Raw genomic sequence first — 20,632 nt, 5'->3', positions numbered from 1 at the left:
ATGCATCTGTACGAGGTTTTTTACTCATTGACAAGTAGCGCAACCATCAGAATAGTTGCGCTATTTATCAATTGTACAATGTTTTTTAATGAGAGTAAATAATTCATTCTACATCTTCTTCTAAATAGGTCGTCTCACCTGCTCGAATATCTGCTTGGCCGTTTGTTAGCTCGGTCATCCATTCAGTAAATGCTTCTGTTTGAGCTTCCTCTACAAATGTTTCAATCTCTACCATATCTGCGTAGTGGATTTCTTTTAATAGATAAACGGAACTGCGAAGCTCATTTTCTAATTTTCCAAGCCATGTATAGTCGACGGTTGTATGCATAACCGCCATGAGAGTTCGTTTCACTGTACCTAGTTCATTTAACGCTTCGGAAACAGATTTCCCATATGCGCGCACCAAGCCACCTGCGCCCAATTTAATGCCTCCGAAATAGCGCGTAACGACGACCACCGTATCTTTTAAGCCTCTTTTTTTGAGCACTTCTAACATTGGTACGCCTGCTGTTCCACTTGGTTCTCCATCATCGTTTGCTTTTTGAAATTGATCTCGTTCTCCAATTAGGTAAGCTGAACAGTTATGAGTAGCACTCCAGTGCTGTTTTTTAATGTCTTGGATAAATTGCTGAGCTTCTTCCTCAGTTGTTACACGTTTCATATGACAAATGAATCTAGATTTTTGAATAGTGATTTCATGTGAACCTTCTTGTTTTACGGTATAATATTGTGATAACAATCAAAAAATCCTCCTTAGCGTTATAAATAGAAGAAAAACGGGTATTTACGTACTGTTTACTTGCTATTAGTATAAAATGTTTATGAAAAGACATCAATTAATCAAATTCAATATCACTTGAACAAGCTATACAGAATATACGTTATAATAAAAGAGTGTGCAGGCTTGTATAGCTAAATAATGAAATGATTTAAACAGGCAGTTAGTCACTGTTGAAGAGTGAGCGTAAATGGTAATCTATTCAAATAACGCGAGTCAAGCGTCGATTGATGTCGAGTTTGAGGGTACTAAAAACAACCGTTACTTTTTGGATATAAAAAGTCAGATAGGGAGAAAATATGGATCTTATCCTCACAATTCAGATAGGTCATACGAATACTATATATAGCATGAACGTATAGACATTTCTCCGAATGTGAGTATAGTTTGGGGTGAGTAAATGTCGAAACATAAATTAACAAGCAAGGCACTTGATGAAATTTTTGAGAAGATTATTGGCACAGTGGGAGATAGTAAAAATGAAGTCTATCGCCTTTCTGAAGATGCCAGACAAGAATATCAGCAAATTAAAGAAGAGTTAGAAGTGTTAAAAGGAAAAGTTCTTGAGACGATAGAGCAAGGCGATAAATTGGAAACTCAGGCAAGGTTGGCTCGAAAGCGTTTGTCAGATGTGAGCAGACATTTTCAAATTTATTCAGAGCCTGAAGTAAAAGATGCTTATGAAAAAGCACACGAGTTACAAACCAAGCTGTTGATGAATCAGCAAAGCGAATATCAGCTGCGTAATCGTCGAGATGAACTAGAAAGACGCTTGCTTACATTGGAAGAAACGATTAAACGTGCAGATCACTTAGTAGGTCAAATTTCCGTTGTGTTAAATTATTTAACAAGTGATTTAAAACAAGTAGGGGAAATAGTAGAAGATGCTATTCAAAAAGAGTATTTTGGCTTTCGAATTATTGAAGCTCAGGAAGAGGAACGGAAACGTTTGTCAAGAGAGATTCATGACGGCCCAGCTCAAATGCTTGCAAATGTTATGATGAGATCGGAATTAATTGACCGAATTTACCGGGAACGTAGTGCAAAAGAAGCAATGGAGGAAATTCGGGATTTACGAAAAATGGTTCGTTCTGCCCTATACGAAGTGCGTCGAATTATATATGATTTAAGACCGATGGCACTTGACGACTTAGGTCTAATTCCGACGCTGCGTAAATATCTTGATACAATCGAAGATTATAACGAAGGCAAGCCTCGGATTACGTTTATTTCCATTGGACAAGAGAAGCGAACTGCTTCAAAATTGGAAGTAGCACTGTTTCGTCTAGTGCAAGAAGCTGTAACGAACGCATTAAAACATGCAGACGCGACGGAAATCCAAGTGAAGATAGAGTTTAACAATGAACACGCTATTTTGCTTGTCAAAGATGACGGCTGCGGTTTTGATCAAGAAGAGAAAAAAGAGAATTCGTTCGGCTTAATAGGAATGAAAGAGCGTGTTGATTTATTAGATGGGACTATTTCTGTTCATTCGAAAATTAACCAAGGCACGCTTGTTATGATTAAAGTACCGATTATAGCCGCTTAAAAAGGCAGAGATATGTATATAAATAGGGGTCAATATAGAGTAAAACATTTGTTGTTCGATTTGGGGAGGAATCAAACATGCAGACAAGAATTATCATAATCGACGATCACCAATTATTCCGTGAAGGAGTAAAAAGAATTTTAGATTTCGAAAAAGATTTTGAAGTAGTTGCAGAAGGTGACGACGGTAGCGAAGTTATTGACCTTGTAGAAGAACATCAACCTGATGTTGTAATCATGGATATTAACATGCCGGCTGTAAATGGTGTAGAAGCTACGAAAAAGCTTGTAGAAGTAAATCCGGACGCTAAAGTTATTATTTTATCTATCCATGACGATGAGACATATGTAACTCATGCCTTACAAACAGGGGCACGAGGCTATCTGCTAAAAGAAATGGATGCGGATGCGTTAATTGAAGCGGTGAAAGTAGTTGCAGAAGGTGGTTCATATTTACACCCTAAAGTAACACATAGTTTAGTAAAAGAGTACCGTCGACTAGCAGCTCAAGGACAATCGTCTTCTTATCCGCACGAACCAATTGAGATTCGCCGTCCACTACATTTGTTAACACGTCGTGAGTGCGAAGTGCTACAACTGTTAGCTGATGGTAAAAGTAACCGAGGAATCGGAGAAGCATTATATATTAGTGAAAAAACCGTTAAAAACCATGTAAGTAATATTTTGCAAAAAATGAATGTAAATGATCGTACTCAAGCTGTTGTTGTGGCAATCAAAAACGGTTGGGTAGAAGTAAGATAAGTTCAAAAGTCCGATATACCACTAGGTATATCGGACTTTTTTTTTCTTTTTATAACTTCTTTTGAAATTGTAGGTAAAAAGTCATGTTTAATGAGAGAGGGAAACAACCGATAAGTTAAGGAGAGAAAATATCTTTTAGGAAGGAAAAGGATGATACCTTTACACATTTACTCGTCCTTTAACTTCACTTAACCATAAAGGAAATCTTAAGGGTCCTACAACCTTCGACGAAAGCATCCATACCTCAAAACAATGTCCATCAAGTTGATGCATGCTCTTGTAAAAAAAGGTCTTTAATACATTCGGATACATATGAGGTCGTAGAAGAATTTATTCAAACCTCAACGGGTGTCCTTTAAAAAATTTAAAAGTTAGCTTTTAGTGGAATAAATAGAAAACTGATTTAAAGAAGACAAGAAGGTGATGAAGCTGAATTTTATAACGGAAGAATTAATCTATCATAAATCTCCGCAAGAGCTAACAGCTATGATGTATGAAAAATTTATTCAAAATATTGATGACGCTGTTATAGCAATTCAACACAGCGATTATTTTACAGCGAATGAAAAAATTAAACAGTGCAACGATATTTTATATCGGCTAGGAATTGGTTTAACATATCAAGCAGGTATCATTGCAGAGCAGTTAGATATCTTATACAACTATATGTCTGAGCGATTAATTAGGGCTAATTTTAAAAAAGATACGTTTATTTTATGTGAAGTTCAACAAATGATGAAGAAGCTTTCTAACGCTTGGAATGAAGTGTTAAAAGCGACGCCTAAAGTTACCTCTTCGCTCCGAAAAAACAAGCTGTCTTCTTATGAACAGCACATAAGTATCATTCTTAGCTAAAGGATAATCATCACATCCACGCATCAGATGCCTCTCGAAACTTTCAGCTAATCAAGCTAGCGCATCTAAAAGTCTAAATTGAATGGATTGTATACTAACAGAGAAAGGAGAGATACATAGTGGAGGTACAGCGAATTAACAGTCTTTCTTCTTCCGTGAATCTCATTAGAGAAAAAGAAGTAAGTGGTTCGGTTTCATTTACAGGAGTAATGGCCAAGAAACAAAAAGAACTAACTCATGAACATTTAACTCAAGTGATAAATAAAATTGAAGAACAGGGAAAGCAGTTAGTGAAAAGTCAAACTATTGATTCTTTGCGGAAATACAAGACGCTTGTGAAGCAGTTTATGAACGAAGTCGTTAAAAATGGTTTTGAACTTCATGAAGAAAGAGGATTTAATCATAGAGGAACGACTAAAGTATATAAGTTAGTGAAAGAAGTGGATACGAAACTAGTTGACTTGACAAATGATATCCTTCGAAAAGAAAAAGACAGTTTAAATTTACTCAAGCGGGTTGGAGAAATTCAAGGTTTGTTAATTAATATGTATACGTGAGGGAGCTTTTACTAATAGGTAAACCTCTCGTTACATGCATTTTAATCCTAAATGTTGTAGAATAGAGTGAAATTATTTTATATAACAAAGGATGGATCCCTATCTTATGAAAACAGCAATTATTACAGATAGTACCGCCTATATATCAGAGGAAATTCGATCAAACTATCATATACATATGGTACCGCTAAGCGTTATTTTCGGTGAAGAAACATATCGTGAAGAAGTAGATATGACTGCAGATCAATATTTTGAAAAAATTAAAGAAGCAAAAAATCTTCCAACCACTTCTCAGCCTGCTATCGGAGAATTTGTAGAGTTGTTTGAACAGTTAAAACGAGATCAATTCGATGCTGCTATCGTTATTACGTTATCTAGTGGAATTAGTGGAACGTATCAGGGTGCTTTGACAGCAGGTAGCATGGTAGAAGACTTTGATGTGCACGTATTTGATTCAGAAATCAGCTGTATGGTTCAAGGCTTTTATGCGATTGAAGGAGCCGAGATGGTCGGATTAAATAAACATCCTGACGAAATCATTGCCCGTTTTGAAGAGATGAAACTATCAATGCGTGCGTATTTTATGGTAGATGATTTATCTCACTTGCAGCGTGGAGGTCGCCTAAATGCTGCTCAGGCTATTATCGGAAGTCTGCTTCAAGTAAAGCCCGTGCTCCATTTTGAATCTAAAAAAATTGTTCCGTTTGAAAAAATTCGTACGCGTAAGCGAGCATTAAAACGAATCACCGAGCTTCTTGATGAGGATGCAAAAGAAAACGTACCTATGAAAGCTGTAGTTATTCATTCTAATCGTGAAAATGAAGCAAAAGAAATTCAACGAGACTTAGAACAAGAATATCCTCATATTGAATGGAGTCTTTCTTATTTTGGCGCTGTCATTGGCACGCATTTAGGTGAAGGTGCCATCGGTATAGGCTGGTATAAAAAGTAACTGAAAACCAAATCATTTGATTTGGTTTTTTTGCAGGAAAAAACACCTTTTTTTGCGTATATAGATGTGTACGATAAACATGGAAAGGAATGAAGATATGCTTTTTACTGTTAAACAAGAATTGCTAAATCCCGTTCAAGTACCTAGCCCAGCTGCTTTTCCTCTCTCAAAAATCAATACGTGGAGAACTCCACCTTTAAATCCTTCATATCCCTACTCTTTAGATCTTCAGCGCTCTCTAAGCGGAAAGCAGCTTCTACTAACCCAGATTCCCTATCCTTTATCTCTCATTCATGAACATTATCTAAACGGATATATTTCCTATCAAAAAGCACTTACCCAAAAAGAAAACGGATATAAATGCAACCGGTGTGGAAGTGATAGCCCCTTTTATTTTGCTTCATTTCCATGCAGTAGATGTCACCAGGACTGCTACTATTGCCGAGCATGTATCGTAATGGGCAAAGTAAGTGAGTGTACACCCTTTATAAACTGGGAAGGACCAGCAAGTAATGTCATGCCAAAAAGCAGCGTGATGAATTGGAAAGGAACGCTGTCTAAAGCTCAAGAACGTGCTTCAAATGAACTCATTCAAGCTATCAAAAAGGATGAAGAGCTGTTAGTTTGGGCTGTTTGCGGAGCAGGAAAAACGGAAATTTTATTTAAAGGTATTGAAGCAGCGTTGAACAGCGGAAAGAAAGTCTGTATTGCTACTCCAAGAACAGATGTAGTGATTGAGTTAAAGCCAAGAATTCAATCGGCATTTCCGGATATGTCTGTGCTGGCTATGTATGGAGGCAGCGAAGACCGTTTTCATGAATCCTCTCTTATTATTTCCACCACTCATCAACTTCTGCATTATTATCAAGCATTCGATGTGCTGATTATTGACGAAGTAGATGCATTCCCGTATTCGACAGAGCCTATGCTGCACTATGCTGTTGCAAAAGCAGCTAAACACGCTGCATCAAAGATTTATTTAACAGCGACTCCAAGTGAATCATTAAAAAAAGACGTTGAGCAAGGAAAAAAACAAGTAGTTAAAATTCCAGCCCGCTATCACCGAATGCTTATTCCTGTTCCTCGGTTTGAATGGTGTGGCAATTGGAAGAAAAAAATGAAAACAGATACTTTGCCTGCTAATGTTGAGAAATGGCTGAAAAAAAGAATAGATGAAGGGAAACAATGTTTTATCTTCGTCCCGCAAATTAAGTGGATTGCTCCGATCACAGACATGATTCGAAAGCTGACCGAAAAGGTAGACGGTGTCCATGCTGAAGATTCCCAGCGAAAAGAAAAAGTAATGAAATTTAGAGAAGGGCAGCTAGTTATTCTAGTAACGACAACAATATTAGAGCGAGGCGTAACGGTTCCCAACATAGATGTTGCAGTATTGGGAGCAGAAGAAACGATTTTTACTGAAAGTGCTCTTGTTCAGATTTCAGGAAGAGTAGGGAGGAGTGCTCAATTTCCAACGGGCGACGTGGTCTTTTTTCATTATGGGCAATCTCTGTCTATGCGAAAAGCAAAAGAACATATTAAATATATGAATGCTCTAGCTTGTAAAGAAGGGCTGATTGATCAATGACAATATGTCTGATTTGTTTTGAACCTCTTGTCTCTTCATTCGATTGGAGGTCATTGTTAAAACCTTCTTCAATGGACAGGATTTGCACTGTTTGCTTGCAAAGATGCTCTATCATTAGCAGTAGCATTTGCAGGGGGTGCGGCCGCTCCCTTGCAGACCTGGCTCCTTCTCATTATGAGCTAGACACATGTATGGACTGTCAGAAGTGGAATAATGCTTCTTTTTCTAACCGTTCTCTTTATACGTACAATGATTTTATGCAAAGCATAATAGAACGTTTTAAATTTCAAGGAGATTATGAAATTATCCAAGCATTCAAGGAGCAGTGGTATAAGTTCTATAAAAAAGAATGTAATCCAAAAGCTATACTAGTTCCTATACCTTTAACGGACGAAAGATTATATGAGAGAGGGTTTAACCAATCCTTAGCGCTAGCTGAGCTTCTCAGTGACAATATAGAAATACCTCTTATTCGCTGTTCAGGAACAAAGCAATCAAAGAAAAATAGGCGAAGTCGGCTGACAGAAAGGCTGGAATTTAAAGTAGTCGATTCCTCAAGGGTTACGAATCAAGAATTTCTCTTAATTGATGACATTTATACAACGGGAGCAACCGTGCGCCAAGCGGCAAATTGTTTGCAGGAAGCTGGGGCACGTTCGGTTCGTTCGCTCACTTTAATTCGTGCATGAAGATGTATAATTTCAAACTTTGACCGATAGTAAAATAAAAAACAAATGAGGAGTTTCGAATATGGGAACGTTAGATAATTGCAGGGAATGCGGTCATTTATTTGTAAAAAATGGATCAATAAACATGTGTAAATCATGTTTTGACAAAGAAGAAGCTCTGTTTCAACGTGTTTCTTCATTCTTGAAGAAAAGAGCAAATCGTACAGCAACGACTTACGAAGTGATGAAAGAAACGGGCGTTTCAGATTCGTTAATTCATCAATTTATTCGACAAGGTCGCTTAGTACTAACTAATTTTCCAAATATAAGCTATCCATGCATGCAATGCAACGCTCAGATTCGAGAAGGGAAACTTTGTCATTCATGCTCTCAAGAAATTAAACATGGGTTAGAAAAGCATAATCGTGAGATGATTCGTTCAAATGAAGAGCCGACGCGTCCCACCTATCGTTCTAACGAAAGGAAAAAAGAGTAAAAGTGTGCTGAGTGTTTGCAGGTTCTCTATCTATAGACCTATGTTTAAGGTGGACTGTGAAAATGGTCTCAACTTCCTTGCCGATGCTAAAGGTTTGGGTGGAAATTCCGATATAATGAATAGAGATAACGGATACAAATATAAAAAGAGGTGAGAGAGATGAAGATTAACCCATCGAACTTATTTGGAATAAATCCGTACAAAAAACAATCAGAAAAAACAGAACAGGTCTCTAAAAAGAATCCACAAGATCAGATTCATATTTCATCTGAGGCGAAGAAACTTCAGGGAAATGAACCATCTCCAGAAAGACTTGAAAAATTGGAGAAACTAAAACAGCAAATTAACAGCGGAACATACGAAATTAACGGAAAAGAAATTGCTAAAAGTATTGTAGATTTCTATAAAAAATAAAAGGACTGACATTGATTGAACGTGCAAGAAATTCAAACGATACTAGAAAAACAAGTAACGCTTCACAAAAGTTTGTCTGTCATTGTTAAAGAGAAAACGAATTTTATTATTAAACAAGATGTAAAGGCATTGACGGCTTCTTTGCAAAAAGAGCAATCTCATATAGCTGCTATTTCTGCACTGGAAACAAAACGTGTAGAAGCGATGGAAAAAAGCGGGCATGCTGCTCGCTCTATTGAAGAAATAGCAGGCTCATTCTCTGAATACTCCATCTTGATACCCTTTCAAAAACAGCTAATAGATATCATTCAAGATATAAAGTATGCAAATGACTTGAACAATCAGCTGCTCACACAGTCTTTGCAGCTGATTCATACCGAACTAGACCTTCTTGTTCCATCGAAACGAGAGGATTCGTTCAATTACACAAAAACAAATAATAGATCGTTTCAGTCCAACTCTATTTTTAATTCGAAGGTATAAAGAACGGAGGAAAGCAGAATGAGTTCAACATTTCATGGTTTGCAGGTGGCTAAACGAGGAATGGATGCCCAACAAGCGGCTCTTTACACGATTGGCCATAACGTATCTAATGCAAATACGCCGGGCTATACGCGTCAGCGAGTAAGTTTAGAAACGTTCCCAGCTTATCCAGCCCCAGGGATGAATCAGACTGGAACTGCGGGTCAAATAGGAATGGGAGTAGAAGCCAGCACGGTAGAGCGAATACGTGATACATTTTTAGATACCCAGTATCGAGATGAAACCATTAAAGTGGGGTATTGGGATGCACGCGCTGGTGCTCTTGAAAAAATGGAGGAAATTATGAATGAACCTACTGAAGATGGACTTTCAGCTGTTTTTAATCAATTTTTTGAGTCCATTCAAGATGTAGCTTCACACCCTTCAGAAGCAGGAGCCAGGTCTGTTATTATTGAACGAGCTGAAGCAGTAGGCGATACTTTCTCTTATTTATCTACTTCTCTAAAAACGATTCAAGGTGATTTACAAAACGAGCGTGACGTAGCCGTAACGCAAGTGAATTCTTTGCTAGAGCAAATAAATAACGTGAACCAACAGATACAAAACGTAGAACCGAATGGCTATTTGCCTAATGATTTGTATGATGAAAGAGATCGGCTGCTAGATGAGATTTCTAAATTTATGCCGGTTTCTTTAGAGTATACAAAAAGCAGCGGAAACGCTTCTGCAACGTCAGAAGGAGTGGTAACGGTTCAGCTTCAAACGTCTCAAGGGCCTATTACTCTTTTAGATGGGAAAACTCATCAAGTAAATGCCATCAGTTTGACAACAAATCAAGATTCCTATGTAACGGAAATTCATATAGGGGATGAGATACGAAATCCCGAGTCATTTCCTCAAGGAAAACTTAAAGGGTTAATTGAGGCTTCTGGATATATAGATAATAGTGGTGATAAAACAGGTGTTTACGCTTCAATGATTAATGATTTAGATGAAATGGCATATGAATTTGTGAACTGGTTTAATGATAAGCACCAACAAGGTGTCACGCTAGATGGTGAAACTGGTATGTCCTTTTTTAATGAGATTTCTCAGAAAGAAGGAGCTGCAACTAGAATTGTTATTGCTGATAAAATCAAACAAAACACAAACAATATTGCTGCTGCTTCTTCGGCCTCCTCTGGAGATGATGGAACTGGCCGCAAAGGAGATGGACAAAATGCTCAGCTATTGTCTCAATTTCGTCAAAAGGTGCTTATTAATTCCGGGAATCAAGCTGTTTCCCTAGATGGCTTTTATCAATCTGTTATTGGCCAAATGTCAGTAGATGCTCAACAAGCCAACCGCTTAAAAAGTAATTCAGAAACTCTCCAGGGAGCTGTGGAGCAAAGGCGCCAGTCTACCAGTGCAGTTTCATTAGATGAAGAGATGACCAATATGATTCAGTTTCAGCATGCATATAACGCTAGTGCCCGTATGGTGACTATGATTGATGAAATGCTTGATAAAATTGTAAACGGTCTTGGAACTGGAGGAAGGTAAAGATGCGTGTCACACAAGGAATGTTAGCGGCTAATTCGTTAAAACAGATTAGCAATAGCTATAATAAGCTGGAAACACTTCAAAACCAATTATCAACGGGGAAGAAAATTACTCGTCCTTCAGATGATCCGGTAGTGGCTACTAAAGGAATGGCTTATCGTTCTAATCTTTCTGAAGTAAATCAATATAAACGTAATTTAACAGAAGCTCAGTCTTGGTTTGATAGTTCAGAATCTGGACTTGAACAAGTCAACTCTATTCTTCAGCGCACCAAAGAGCTGGTTGTGCAGGGGTTAAACGGTACGAATGAAAGTGATGACCGCCAAGCAATTGCACGTGAAATTGAACAGTTAAAGCTGGATTATATGCAAGTAGGCAATACGCAGGTGGCAGGAAACTATATCTTTAACGGTGTAAATGTAGGAGCAGCGCCTATAAGTGAGAATGCAAGCGGTATGATAGAATCGAATATTAACCTGGATCCTTTTTCAGTTGAAGTCTCAAAAGGTATCCAGCTGAGAGTCAATATTCACCCTGAAAACATTTTCGGACAAGGTGCATTCGACTTAATGAACAATGTTCAAACAGCTTTTGAGCAAAATGATGTAAACTCACTAAAAGATCTTTCTACACAGGTAGACACGCAGCTGTCTACGCTATTAGCGGAGCGATCTGAATTGGGAGCAAGAAGCAATCGGCTTGAGCTGATCGAAAACCGCCTTGATTCACAGGAAATTACAGCTACTAAGATGCTTTCAAATAATGAAGATGCAGATATTGAAAAAGTCATTACGGATTTAACCGTACAAGAAAGCGCGCATCGTGCTGCTTTGGGAGTAGGGGCTCAAATTATTCAGCCTACGCTGCTAGATTTCTTGCGTTAAAAAGTTCCTTCTAAACAGAAGGAGCTTTTTTACAATGAAAAAAGATAACAAGAAAAAATCAATTAGCAAAGGTGTGATGAGATGAAAATTTCAACAAGCTATCATGGAGATATAGAAATAGATAATCAGCAAACACTGACATTCAATCAAGGGATTCCAGGTTTTTTGGATGAAACTGAATTTGTTATTTTACCACTTCCGGAAGCCGAAGCTTTCCAAGTTCTGCAGTCTATTCAAACCAAAGAACTCGCTTTTATTATCACGGATCCATTTCAGTTTTTTTTAGATTATGATTTTCAACTAGAACCTCAGGAAATTGAAAAGCTTCAATTACAACAAACGGAAGATGCAGCTGTTTACGTAATGCTTACGATGTCAGATTCTGTGGAAAAGATAACGGCTAATTTGCAGGCTCCTGTTATTATTAATACAAAGCAACAGCTTGCTAAACAAGTGATTTTAATGAATACAGCTTATGAAACGAAGCACAGATTATTTGAGTAAGAGGAATAGATAAGGAGTGAGTCCATGCTTGTTTTAACACGAAAGTTAAATGAAACAATCAAAATAGGTGATGAAATTGAAGTGACCGTCCTTGCAGTTAATGGTGATCAAGTAAAGTTAGGAATTCAAGCTCCAAAGTCTGTAGATATTCATAGACAAGAGATTTATGAAGAAATACGTAACGAAAATAAAAGTGCTTCTCAAATTACACTGCATGCTATTGATATGCTGAAACAATTACCAAAAAAGAAATAAAACGATCAGTTTGAAAATAATCAAAAATATACGGTATAAATAATATCTAAATCGGGAAAGATAAACATATAGTATTCCCCACTATGTCTTAAGCCTTTCTCTTCAAGAGAAAGGCTTCTTTTTTATCAAAAAAATTGAACTGAATTTCTGTTTTTTTCCTTTTTATCGTGTATCATTAAATTTATTAAGTATAATTCAAATAAATTTAACAAAAGAGGAGAAGAGTAAATGAGTGATGTTCAAGAGTATCATGATTTATTAAAAGAAGCGGAAGATGTGGTTGTCAGCGCTTTAGCTGATACGATGGATTTATATGGGGTCACACCTTCAGTAGGAAGGCTGTATGGTATGCTTTATTTTATGGATGAGCCTGTTACATTAGATCAAATGAGTGAAGAATTGGGTATGAGTAAACCAACGATGAGTACATCCATTCGTTCACTGCAAAATATTGATATGGTTCACAAAGTGTGGAAAAAAGGTGTTCGAAAAGACTTATATGAAGCAGAAAAAGATTTTTCAAAGTCCTTTTTTTCATTTTTCTGTAAGAAGTGGCAAAGAGAAATTTCAGTTAATTTAGAGGCAATCGAAGAAGCGGAAAACAAGCTGCAGATTCTTTTAAACGATGAGAATGTACCTGAGGAGATCACAGTAAAAGCAAAGCGTAATTTAACGCAGATTAAAGAGTCAAAACAGTATTATTATTTCTTGAAAAAAGTAGTGAAAGTTTTTGACGACCGAAGAATCATTGATATTTTAAATGAAGAATTAGCGAAAGAGTAAATAAAAAAGGCTGTTGAAAAATCAACAGCCTTTTTATTATTTTTACACGGTTAACGGTGTAGCTTCAAAACAGCGGTTATAAATCCATTCGTAACTTTTTACCGTTAAATCACGAGGGTTACCAACTGTTTGTGGATCATTAAATGCTTCTTGAGCTAAGCGAGAAACGGCTTCTTTTGGAACACCTTGTTCTTCTAAAGAAGGGATTTGTACATCTTTAACTAGTTGATATACTTCACGAACAGCTGCTTGAGCTGCTTCTTCAAGCGTTAATTCATGTGTATTAACTCCTAAAGCTTGAGCTATACGCGCAAATTTTTCAGGCTCGCCCATCCAGTTATATTCCATTACAGGACCTAGCATAGCTGCTACGCAAGGGCCATGGGCAATTGGATAAATGCCTCCTAATGTTTGTGCCATCGCGTGAGCTGCTCCTGCAGATTCACTTCCATATGAAAGGCCAGCAAGCATAGCCGCATGCGCCATTCCATAGCGTGCTTCGATGTCCTGTCCATTTGCAACTGCACGTCGTAAGTATTTTCCAACGTACTCAATAGCCAATAAAGCAACAGAGTCTGTCATTGGTTGTGCAAAGTGACATGTATAACATTCAATTGCATGAGCTAATGCGTCAATTCCTGTACCGGCCGTAATATGTGAAGGCATAGATACGTGCAGTTCTGGATCAATAATTGTTAAGTGAGCAGCAATTAAAGGTCCACCTGTATTAAACTTAAACTCACGAACAGGATCTGTAATGACAGCCCATTGTGTGACTTCACTTCCTGTACCCGCAGTTGTAGGAATGGTTGTTAAAGGAGGAATACGTTTTGTTAAAGGTTTTTTTCCTTCAGCTGCTTCATAATCTAAGACGGGAGCATTATGAGCTACTTCTACACCAATAGCTTTTGCCGTATCCATTGAGCTTCCGCCTCCAACAGCTACTAGTCCGTTGCATCCATTTTCTTTGTACATTTTTGTGCCGTCTGCTACTACGTGAATAGAAGGGTTGGCTTCTACTTGGTCAAATAAAACAACGTCTACGTCCGCTTCTTTTAAACTAGCGATTACAGGGTCTGCTAAGCCTACTTTTTTTACACCAGGATCTGTTACTAGTAAAACCTTAGATACACCTAGGTTTTTTACTTCTTCTCCAGTATGCTTAACAGCACCAATTCCATGTTTTACAACCGTTGGCATCTCAAAACTTTTTAAACGTTCCATTCTTTCAAATCGCATAAACATCTTTACATTCCCCCTTGAATTTTATTGAAACCAGCGCATTGGCTGTGGATTTGTATTCGTATAAATATGTTTAATTTCCGTATATTCTTCTAGCCCAATGTGGCTAAGCTCTCTTCCAATCCCAGATTGCTTATATCCTCCCCAAGGAGCCTGCGGGAAGTAGGGATGATAATCGTTAATCCAAGTTGTTCCCATACGGAGTGCTTTTACTACACGTTCAGCTCGATTCATATCACTTGTCCAAACGGCTCCAGCTAATCCATAGATTGTATCGTTAGCAAGTGCCACCGCTTCTTCTTCGGTGCTGAAGCGCTCAATGGTCATAATTGGACCAAATGACTCTTCTTGGACAACTTTCATATCTCCATGACAGTCTGTAAAAATAGTTGGTTCAATGAATAAACCTTTTTGTAAAGACTCTTGAGTTGGACGCTTGCCGCCTAAAATAAGGGAAGCACCTTCTTGTTTGCCAAGCTCAATGTAATGCTCTACTTTAGCTAGGTGCTCTTTTGAGATAACAGGTCCCATTTGAGTGGCTTCATCCATGCCATCTCCTAGCTTAATTTTTTTTGCTTGTTCAATAACTGCTGAAACAAATTTATCGTGAATATCATCTTGAACGAGTAATCTCGCACCAGCTGAACAAACTTGGCCGGCATGAAAGAAGACCGCATTTAATGCATAGTCAACCGCAGTGTCAAAGTCAGCGTCAGCAAAGACGATATTCGGATTTTTTCCACCGAGTTCAAGAGCAATTTTTTTAAAGTTGCCTGCGGCAGCCTGCATGACTTTACGTCCAGATACACCGCCACCTGTAAAGGAAACTAAATCTACTAAGTGACTTTCTGCCATTTCTTGTCCAACAGTCGCACCCGGGCCGAGTACAATGTTAATGACGCCTGCTGGAAAGCCAACTCTTTCAAAAATTTTCATCATATGAATAGTTGTTAAAGGGGTGATTTCGCTTGGTTTAATAACAATTGTATTCCCAGCAGCAAGTGCCGGAGCCAATTTCCAAGAGGCTTGCAATAAAGGGTAATTCCAAGGAGTAATTTGGCTGCATACACCTACAGGTTCGCGGACAACGCGGCTAACAGAATCGGGATTAGGTGACTCAATCATCTGTCCACCATCTTTATCTGCTAATCCAGCATAGTATTGAAAGACATCAGCAATCCCATCCATGTCTGCTAGGCTTTCAACGAGGGTTTTTCCAGTATTTAAGGTTTCGAGTTTAGCGAGTTCTTCTCGATCATTACGAATTTCTTCCGCTACTTTAAATAGTAAAGAACCTCTTTGGGCCGCTGTAAATTTAGACCATTCACCTGCATCAAAAGCTTTTCTAGCTGCTTCAATAGCTTCTACAGTATCAGCACGATTTCCTTCTGTAACAACAGCGATAACCTCTTGATTAAAAGGATTTATAATCTCTCTTTTCTCGCCGCTGCGTGCTTCAACCCATTCGCCGTTTATGTGCATTTTTTCAAGCGTAAGTGTTTGTTCCAATAGCATCGACCTCCAAATAATAGAATTTGTTAAATTTATATTTAACGTTCTTAACAATTCGAATTATAGCATCGGTTATTTAATTTAGTCAAATCCTAAAACTCTAAATGTTCTGAATTCATTAGAGTATCTTCTCTGTAAGAGACTAATCATTCGGATATTAAGAAAAAATTTAATAAAAAGTGATAAAAAATCACTGATTGCTATGTCCCTTGATACCAAAGGTTTTTTTGTGTATGTGCTATGAGAATATTATTCTTTTTTTATATGAAAACACTCAAACTTTTTTGACAATATCCTAAACATTCAGATATATTAACCATAGTACTATATCTGCTTGCATACAAACCTTGAAAAACAAAGGATTTTGAATGTGGAAATTAAGAAAGGAGTTTAGATGGAAGATGAAAATAATTATGATTTCTTAGCAAAATATTAAAAAAGGTCAATTTAAATTATTTTAATATAATTATATAAACGTAATTTCTCCCCTTCGCATTGGTATTTATAATCCAACTATTTATATTTTATTCTAAAAAATCTATTTTTAGGTTTAATTGTATGCTGGTAGGAAAAAGGAATAGAGGACAATTATGTCTTTAGATTTCTTTATCAATTTAAAGGATGTGAGACGATGCAAAATGCTAAAAAGCCATTTCGTTCAGACACACAACAAGCCAGGCCTGAAAAGTCGAATGAGACTTCTGACTTTTCAGGGAAATCAAAGAGGAACAACCGTCTACTAACCCCCTTATGGACAACTATTATAGGATTTTCCATCTTTATGGTTGTCGCATTTATCTATTCTCTCTATAATCCAGATCTCTATTGGCCAGGCCTCATTTTAATGTTCATTATGTATGGTGTTATTTATTTTATTGGTGCTCGAGCCGCTGCAAGTAAAAAAGGAAAATCAGATGATATGCTTGTTGCAGGAAGATCTATGCCGCTATGGATTTCAATGTTCACAATGACCGCCACTTGGGTAGGTGGAGGGTATATTGCTGGAACGGCCGAAACCGTTTATTCCTCAGGGCTGACATGGACTCAAGCGCCATGGTGTTATTCAATCAGCTTGATTTTAGGCGGTATCTTTTTTGCTAGAAAGATGAGAAGGTTTGAGTTTATGACAATGCTCGACCCTTTAGAATCTCGTTTCGGTAAGAAAATGGCTACGGTTCTTTATTTTCCAGCTATACTGGGAGAGCTGTTTTGGAGCGCAGCTATCTTAACTGCTTTAGGAACAACATTCGGTGTGATTTTAGGCCTCAGTTTTTCAATTTCCATCATTCTTTCCGCACTTATTGCCATTGCATACACCGTGATTGGCGGCTTGTGGGCAGTAGCACATACCGATATCTTACAGCTTTCTATTATGTTTTTAGGACTATTTCTGGTGCTTCCCTTTGCATTTTCGAATACGGGAGGAGTGGGAGCTGTTTTTTCTACTTATTCAGAAGGCATGACTGGTTCTCTTCATTTATTTCCTCCATTAAAAGGCTGGGAAGATCCGAAATGGGGAAATACATATTGGCAATGGTGGGATAGCACATTCTTACTTATTTTTGGTGGTATTCCATGGCAAATTTATTTTCAGCGCGTGTTATCTGCTAAAAATGAAAAAGCAGCAATGTGGCTATCTATTACAGCCGGCATCTTTTGCGCGCTAGCGGCATTGCCTCCAGCTTTAATAGGAATGATAGGTTATAGTGCAGACTGGTCTTCATTTGGAGCGTCAAGCCCTGAGAGCGCGTCCATGATTTTAACGTATGTATTTAAATACTTAACGCCTGATTTAGTAGGAGCGATTGCGCTTGGAGGACTAGCTGCTGCCGTCATGGCTGCAGTAGCAGCTTCGTTACTTTCAGCTTCGGGAATGGCAGCCTGGAACGTGTATCGTCCGATTGTAAAACCAAATGCGACACAGGCGCAGTTAGATAAAGTTATTAAACGTTCAATCATTATTATTGGAACCGGAGCAACTCTAATTGCTTTAAACTCTGAGAGTGTTTACTCTTTATGGTATTTATCAGGGGACCTAGTGTATTGCATACTTTTTCCGCAGTTGGTTTGTGCTTTATTCTTTAAAGGAGCTAACTGGTACGGATCTTTGGCTGGGTTCATTGTGTCTCTTGTTCTGCGAATTGGTGGAGGAGAACCATTGCTTCATTTAAAGGCACTGCTTCCGTACCCGATGATTGAAGACGGAGTGGTCATGTTTCCGTTTCGTACATTTGCGATGGTAGGCGGGTTGTTAACTATTTTTATCGTTTCTTACACGACGCGACGTATTTGCCCTCCTCAGCCGCTTCGAAATCTTCATCGTGACATATCGGTTGAGAAATAATCAAAAGCAAAATAAAAAAGCCGCAGATGCGGCTTTTTTATTTTGCAATATTTTCTGACTCGGAAAATTGATCGTCAGGTCGCTTGTTGTTTGTTTTTTTGATGAACGAGTATGAAAGAAGAACCACAGCGGTTAATCCAAGAGTTAAGAAAAACTGTGAGCGCATCGAATCGATAAATGCCATTGATAAGAAGATTACGGTAATAACAGCAATTGTTACGTATGTTAAATACGGGAACAACCACATTTTCATCCCTTTAATTGGCTGGTTTGCTCGATTCATTTTCTTGCGCAGGCGTAAATGAGAAATAGCGATAGCTAAGTACACAATAAGAGCAATGGCTCCTGATGCATTAACTAAGAATAAAAAGAGTTTATCCGGCGAAACGAAGCTAAAGATAGCACATACATATGCAGCAGCTGTGCTAATCCATACGGCTCTTGCCGGCACGCCTGATTTGCTTACTTTTGCTAAAGCGCGAGGAGCTTGTCCTTTTTGAGCTAATGATAAAATCATTCGTGAGTTCGTATACAAAGCAGAGTTCAAGCAAGACAAAACGGATACTAATACGACTAAATTCATAATTTGTGCAGCTGCTGGAATATTGACCATTTCTAACATTGTTACATATGGACTTTTTAGTAAATCAGCTGAGTTCCAAGGTAAAAGAGTTACTAAAATAGCAACTGAACCAATATAGAAAATTAAAATTCGCCATACGACACTGCGAATAGCAGTTGTGATAGCTTTTGCTGGATTTTCTGATTCACTAGCTGCAATAGCCGCAATTTCAGCTCCAAAATAAGAGAAAATAACGGTAATAACTCCTAAAAAGATAGAGTTCGTACCTTTTGGCATAAAGCCTCCGTGGCCCGTTAAATTAGCTAGACCAGGTGAAGATGTACCTGGGATCAATCCGAAAATAATAGCTAAACCGATTCCCATAAAGGCAACGATTGCCACAATTTTAATCATAGCAAACCAATATTCAAATTCTCCAAATGATTTGACAGAGAACAAGTTTGTTAAAGTTAATGCAAAGGTTAAAATTAAGCTTAAAAGCCAAATTGGTACGGAAGGGAGCCATTCATGAACAATTGCTCCTCCTGCAGTGGCTTCAATCGCAATGACAATTAGCCAGAAAAACCAGTAAAGCCATCCAACAGCATAACCTGCCCACGCGCCAATTCCTTGCTGAGCATATGTTGCAAATGAGCCTTTATCTGGGTTTACCATAGCCATTTCACCGAGCATACGCATCAATAGAACGACTAGCAGTCCGGCTGCTGCATATGAAACTACTGCTGCTGGGCCTGTTGCGTTAATAACGGATCCGCTTCCTACAAACAAGCCGGCTCCGATAATACCTGCAATGGAAATCATGGAAACGTGACGTTGCTTTAACTTTCCGTGTGATTCTGTTTTGTTTCCCATCGTATTCACTCCTTTAAAATTATCGAAAGACTATTAGAAAATAAAGTAAATTCTGAAAATATAAATAGAAATTCCTCCCCTTACCTTTATAATAAGCAAGAAGTATGCCAATTATCAAATTCCTATAAAAATCGACTTTAAGTTACTAAAATTGACGCATTTTGAGTCGGAAAAGACTCGTTTTATTCACTATAGACTTATTCACCATTTGGGATGTCGGGTATATACGTACATTTTATACAAGTTTTCGACATACATCTTATTTATCTTGTATGATAAAAGAGAAATCGGTATTATATTCCAATAAGAATGTTTGAGAGGGTGCGTGTGTTTGAGAAAATTTATAGCTGTTATTTTTCTATTTATTATCCTTTTAGTTGGGTTGTATTTTTTCATTAGTCCAGTCAGAAATATTGAAAAACTTGATCAGACTGCTTCATTATCTTCACTGGCACAAGAAAAGTCCGCTCATGCGACGTCGCTAGAACTGAACGGAGGCTCTCCTATTTTAGGGTACCGATTAAGCGAGAGCGATGTTAATGATTATTTGCGCAGCTACCTTTACGAAAATGATGAAACGGTTGACGGAGCAGAAGCCGAGTTGCTTCCAGAACATATAAAATTTTATATTAATAAACATGTAGTATCTTTTATGGAATCACAGTTTGTAGTTGACGTAACACCAAATGCCGAAAATGGAAAGCTTGTTTTAAAGGTGAATAGCGTGCATCTAGGAAGAATGCCGATTCCGATGTCTCTTGTATGGGATCGCTTAAATATTAATAAGGCTTCTGATGTCACGGTCGATAAAGAAATGAATGAAATTACTCTGCTCAATAATTTGCCAGATTCCATTTCGTTTGAGCAAGCAGATACAACGGATGAATATATAAATTTATCTGCCTCTGTAACCATTGATTCGTTACGAGATATTATAAATCTAGCACCATACCTTATTCCTAAGGATATTCAAAGGAATTTATCCCAGAAATTGAACTTGTTTGGCCAATAATAAAAAGCTCACTTATTG

21 protein-coding genes are annotated in these 20,632 nt (G+C 37.8%); 17 read left to right on the top strand and 4 right to left on the bottom strand.

Going from position 1 to position 20,632, the window contains the following annotated elements; all coding sequences use genetic code 11:
* Window positions 1-103 precede the first annotated feature (103 nt).
* Window positions 104-739 carry a YigZ family protein gene (locus MMB68_RS19025; RefSeq protein ID WP_221785857.1) on the bottom strand — a complete coding sequence of 212 codons (636 nt, stop codon included), beginning with the start codon at window positions 737-739 and terminating at the stop codon, window positions 104-106.
* A 439-nt stretch (window positions 740-1,178) separates the two neighbouring features.
* On the opposite strand from MMB68_RS19025, the gene MMB68_RS19020 reads away from it, so the two are divergent.
* From MMB68_RS19020 to cudC, 15 genes are all read left to right on the top strand, one after another.
* The gene (locus tag MMB68_RS19020; protein ID WP_025752518.1) at window positions 1,179-2,327 is read left to right on the top strand and encodes a sensor histidine kinase; all 1,149 of its coding nucleotides are present in this window, start codon (window positions 1,179-1,181) and stop codon (window positions 2,325-2,327) included.
* A 77-nt stretch (window positions 2,328-2,404) separates the two neighbouring features.
* Window positions 2,405-3,088, top strand: coding sequence for a response regulator (locus MMB68_RS19015; RefSeq protein ID WP_013059772.1), 684 nt, complete (start codon window positions 2,405-2,407; stop codon window positions 3,086-3,088).
* Between the two features lie 423 nt (window positions 3,089-3,511).
* Window positions 3,512-3,943 (top strand): flagellar export chaperone FliS, encoded by a 432-nt coding sequence (gene fliS / locus MMB68_RS19010; protein ID WP_221785936.1) that lies wholly within the window; start codon window positions 3,512-3,514, stop codon window positions 3,941-3,943.
* 119 nt (window positions 3,944-4,062) lie between these two features.
* Complete coding sequence (locus tag MMB68_RS19005) at window positions 4,063-4,500, top strand: YaaR family protein (protein ID WP_221785856.1); 438 nt, start codon at window positions 4,063-4,065, stop codon at window positions 4,498-4,500.
* Between the two features lie 106 nt (window positions 4,501-4,606).
* Complete coding sequence (locus tag MMB68_RS19000; protein WP_221785855.1) at window positions 4,607-5,452, top strand: DegV family protein; 846 nt, start codon at window positions 4,607-4,609, stop codon at window positions 5,450-5,452.
* Window positions 5,453-5,531: 79 nt separating this feature from the next.
* Window positions 5,532-7,040 carry an ATP-dependent helicase ComFA gene (locus MMB68_RS18995; protein WP_260507026.1) on the top strand — a complete coding sequence of 503 codons (1,509 nt, stop codon included), beginning with the start codon at window positions 5,532-5,534 and terminating at the stop codon, window positions 7,038-7,040.
* A gap of 191 nt (window positions 7,041-7,231) precedes the next feature.
* Window positions 7,232-7,729 (top strand): ComF family protein, encoded by a 498-nt coding sequence (locus tag MMB68_RS18990; RefSeq protein WP_260507025.1) that lies wholly within the window; start codon window positions 7,232-7,234, stop codon window positions 7,727-7,729.
* Between the two features lie 61 nt (window positions 7,730-7,790).
* Window positions 7,791-8,204, top strand: a complete 414-nt coding sequence (locus tag MMB68_RS18985; protein WP_221785853.1) for a TIGR03826 family flagellar region protein — start codon at window positions 7,791-7,793, stop codon at window positions 8,202-8,204.
* 159 nt (window positions 8,205-8,363) lie between these two features.
* Window positions 8,364-8,618, top strand: coding sequence for a flagellar biosynthesis anti-sigma factor FlgM (gene flgM, locus MMB68_RS18980; protein ID WP_014457790.1), 255 nt, complete (start codon window positions 8,364-8,366; stop codon window positions 8,616-8,618).
* A 21-nt stretch (window positions 8,619-8,639) separates the two neighbouring features.
* Entirely contained in the window at window positions 8,640-9,101 is a 462-nt protein-coding gene (locus tag MMB68_RS18975) for a flagellar protein FlgN (RefSeq protein WP_223260217.1), read from the top strand.
* Between the two features lie 18 nt (window positions 9,102-9,119).
* Window positions 9,120-10,643 (top strand): flagellar hook-associated protein FlgK, encoded by a 1,524-nt coding sequence (gene flgK / locus MMB68_RS18970; RefSeq protein WP_221785852.1) that lies wholly within the window; start codon window positions 9,120-9,122, stop codon window positions 10,641-10,643.
* A gap of 2 nt (window positions 10,644-10,645) precedes the next feature.
* On the top strand, window positions 10,646-11,527 hold the full coding sequence (gene flgL, locus MMB68_RS18965) for a flagellar hook-associated protein FlgL (RefSeq protein ID WP_221785851.1): 882 nt from the start codon (window positions 10,646-10,648) through the stop codon (window positions 11,525-11,527).
* 81 nt (window positions 11,528-11,608) lie between these two features.
* A complete protein-coding gene (gene fliW / locus MMB68_RS18960; RefSeq protein ID WP_221785850.1) occupies window positions 11,609-12,031 on the top strand; it encodes a flagellar assembly protein FliW in 423 nt (140 codons plus the stop codon).
* A 24-nt stretch (window positions 12,032-12,055) separates the two neighbouring features.
* On the top strand, window positions 12,056-12,286 hold the full coding sequence (csrA, locus tag MMB68_RS18955; RefSeq protein WP_013085431.1) for a carbon storage regulator CsrA: 231 nt from the start codon (window positions 12,056-12,058) through the stop codon (window positions 12,284-12,286).
* Between the two features lie 228 nt (window positions 12,287-12,514).
* Window positions 12,515-13,069 carry a choline uptake/conversion transcriptional regulator CudC gene (gene cudC, locus MMB68_RS18950; RefSeq protein WP_221785849.1) on the top strand — a complete coding sequence of 185 codons (555 nt, stop codon included), beginning with the start codon at window positions 12,515-12,517 and terminating at the stop codon, window positions 13,067-13,069.
* Window positions 13,070-13,111: 42 nt separating this feature from the next.
* Here the strand turns inward: cudC and MMB68_RS18945 are convergent, their stop codons facing one another.
* Together MMB68_RS18945 and betB are read right to left on the bottom strand one after the other, a co-directional pair.
* Entirely contained in the window at window positions 13,112-14,314 is a 1,203-nt protein-coding gene (locus MMB68_RS18945) for an iron-containing alcohol dehydrogenase (protein WP_057239926.1), read from the bottom strand.
* A gap of 21 nt (window positions 14,315-14,335) precedes the next feature.
* Window positions 14,336-15,826, bottom strand: a complete 1,491-nt coding sequence (gene betB, locus MMB68_RS18940) for a betaine-aldehyde dehydrogenase (protein WP_176526477.1) — start codon at window positions 15,824-15,826, stop codon at window positions 14,336-14,338.
* A 628-nt stretch (window positions 15,827-16,454) separates the two neighbouring features.
* Between betB and MMB68_RS18935 the strand changes: the two genes are divergently transcribed.
* The gene (locus MMB68_RS18935; protein ID WP_221785848.1) at window positions 16,455-18,167 is read left to right on the top strand and encodes a high affinity choline transporter 1; all 1,713 of its coding nucleotides are present in this window, start codon (window positions 16,455-16,457) and stop codon (window positions 18,165-18,167) included.
* A 37-nt stretch (window positions 18,168-18,204) separates the two neighbouring features.
* On the opposite strand, the gene MMB68_RS18930 is transcribed toward MMB68_RS18935, so the two are convergent.
* Entirely contained in the window at window positions 18,205-19,602 is a 1,398-nt protein-coding gene (locus MMB68_RS18930; protein WP_013059755.1) for an amino acid permease, read from the bottom strand.
* A 331-nt stretch (window positions 19,603-19,933) separates the two neighbouring features.
* Between MMB68_RS18930 and MMB68_RS18925 the strand changes: the two genes are divergently transcribed.
* Entirely contained in the window at window positions 19,934-20,614 is a 681-nt protein-coding gene (locus MMB68_RS18925) for a YpmS family protein (protein ID WP_221785847.1), read from the top strand.
* The last annotated feature ends 18 nt before the right edge of the window (window positions 20,615-20,632 follow it).

Origin of the sequence: Priestia sp. Y58 (assembly GCF_029522095.1) — a bacterium.
Lineage (GTDB): Bacteria > Bacillota > Bacilli > Bacillales > Bacillaceae_H > Priestia > Priestia megaterium_E.
Note: the sequence above shows the minus strand (reverse complement) of the source record. Positions and strands in the feature narration are given on the sequence as shown.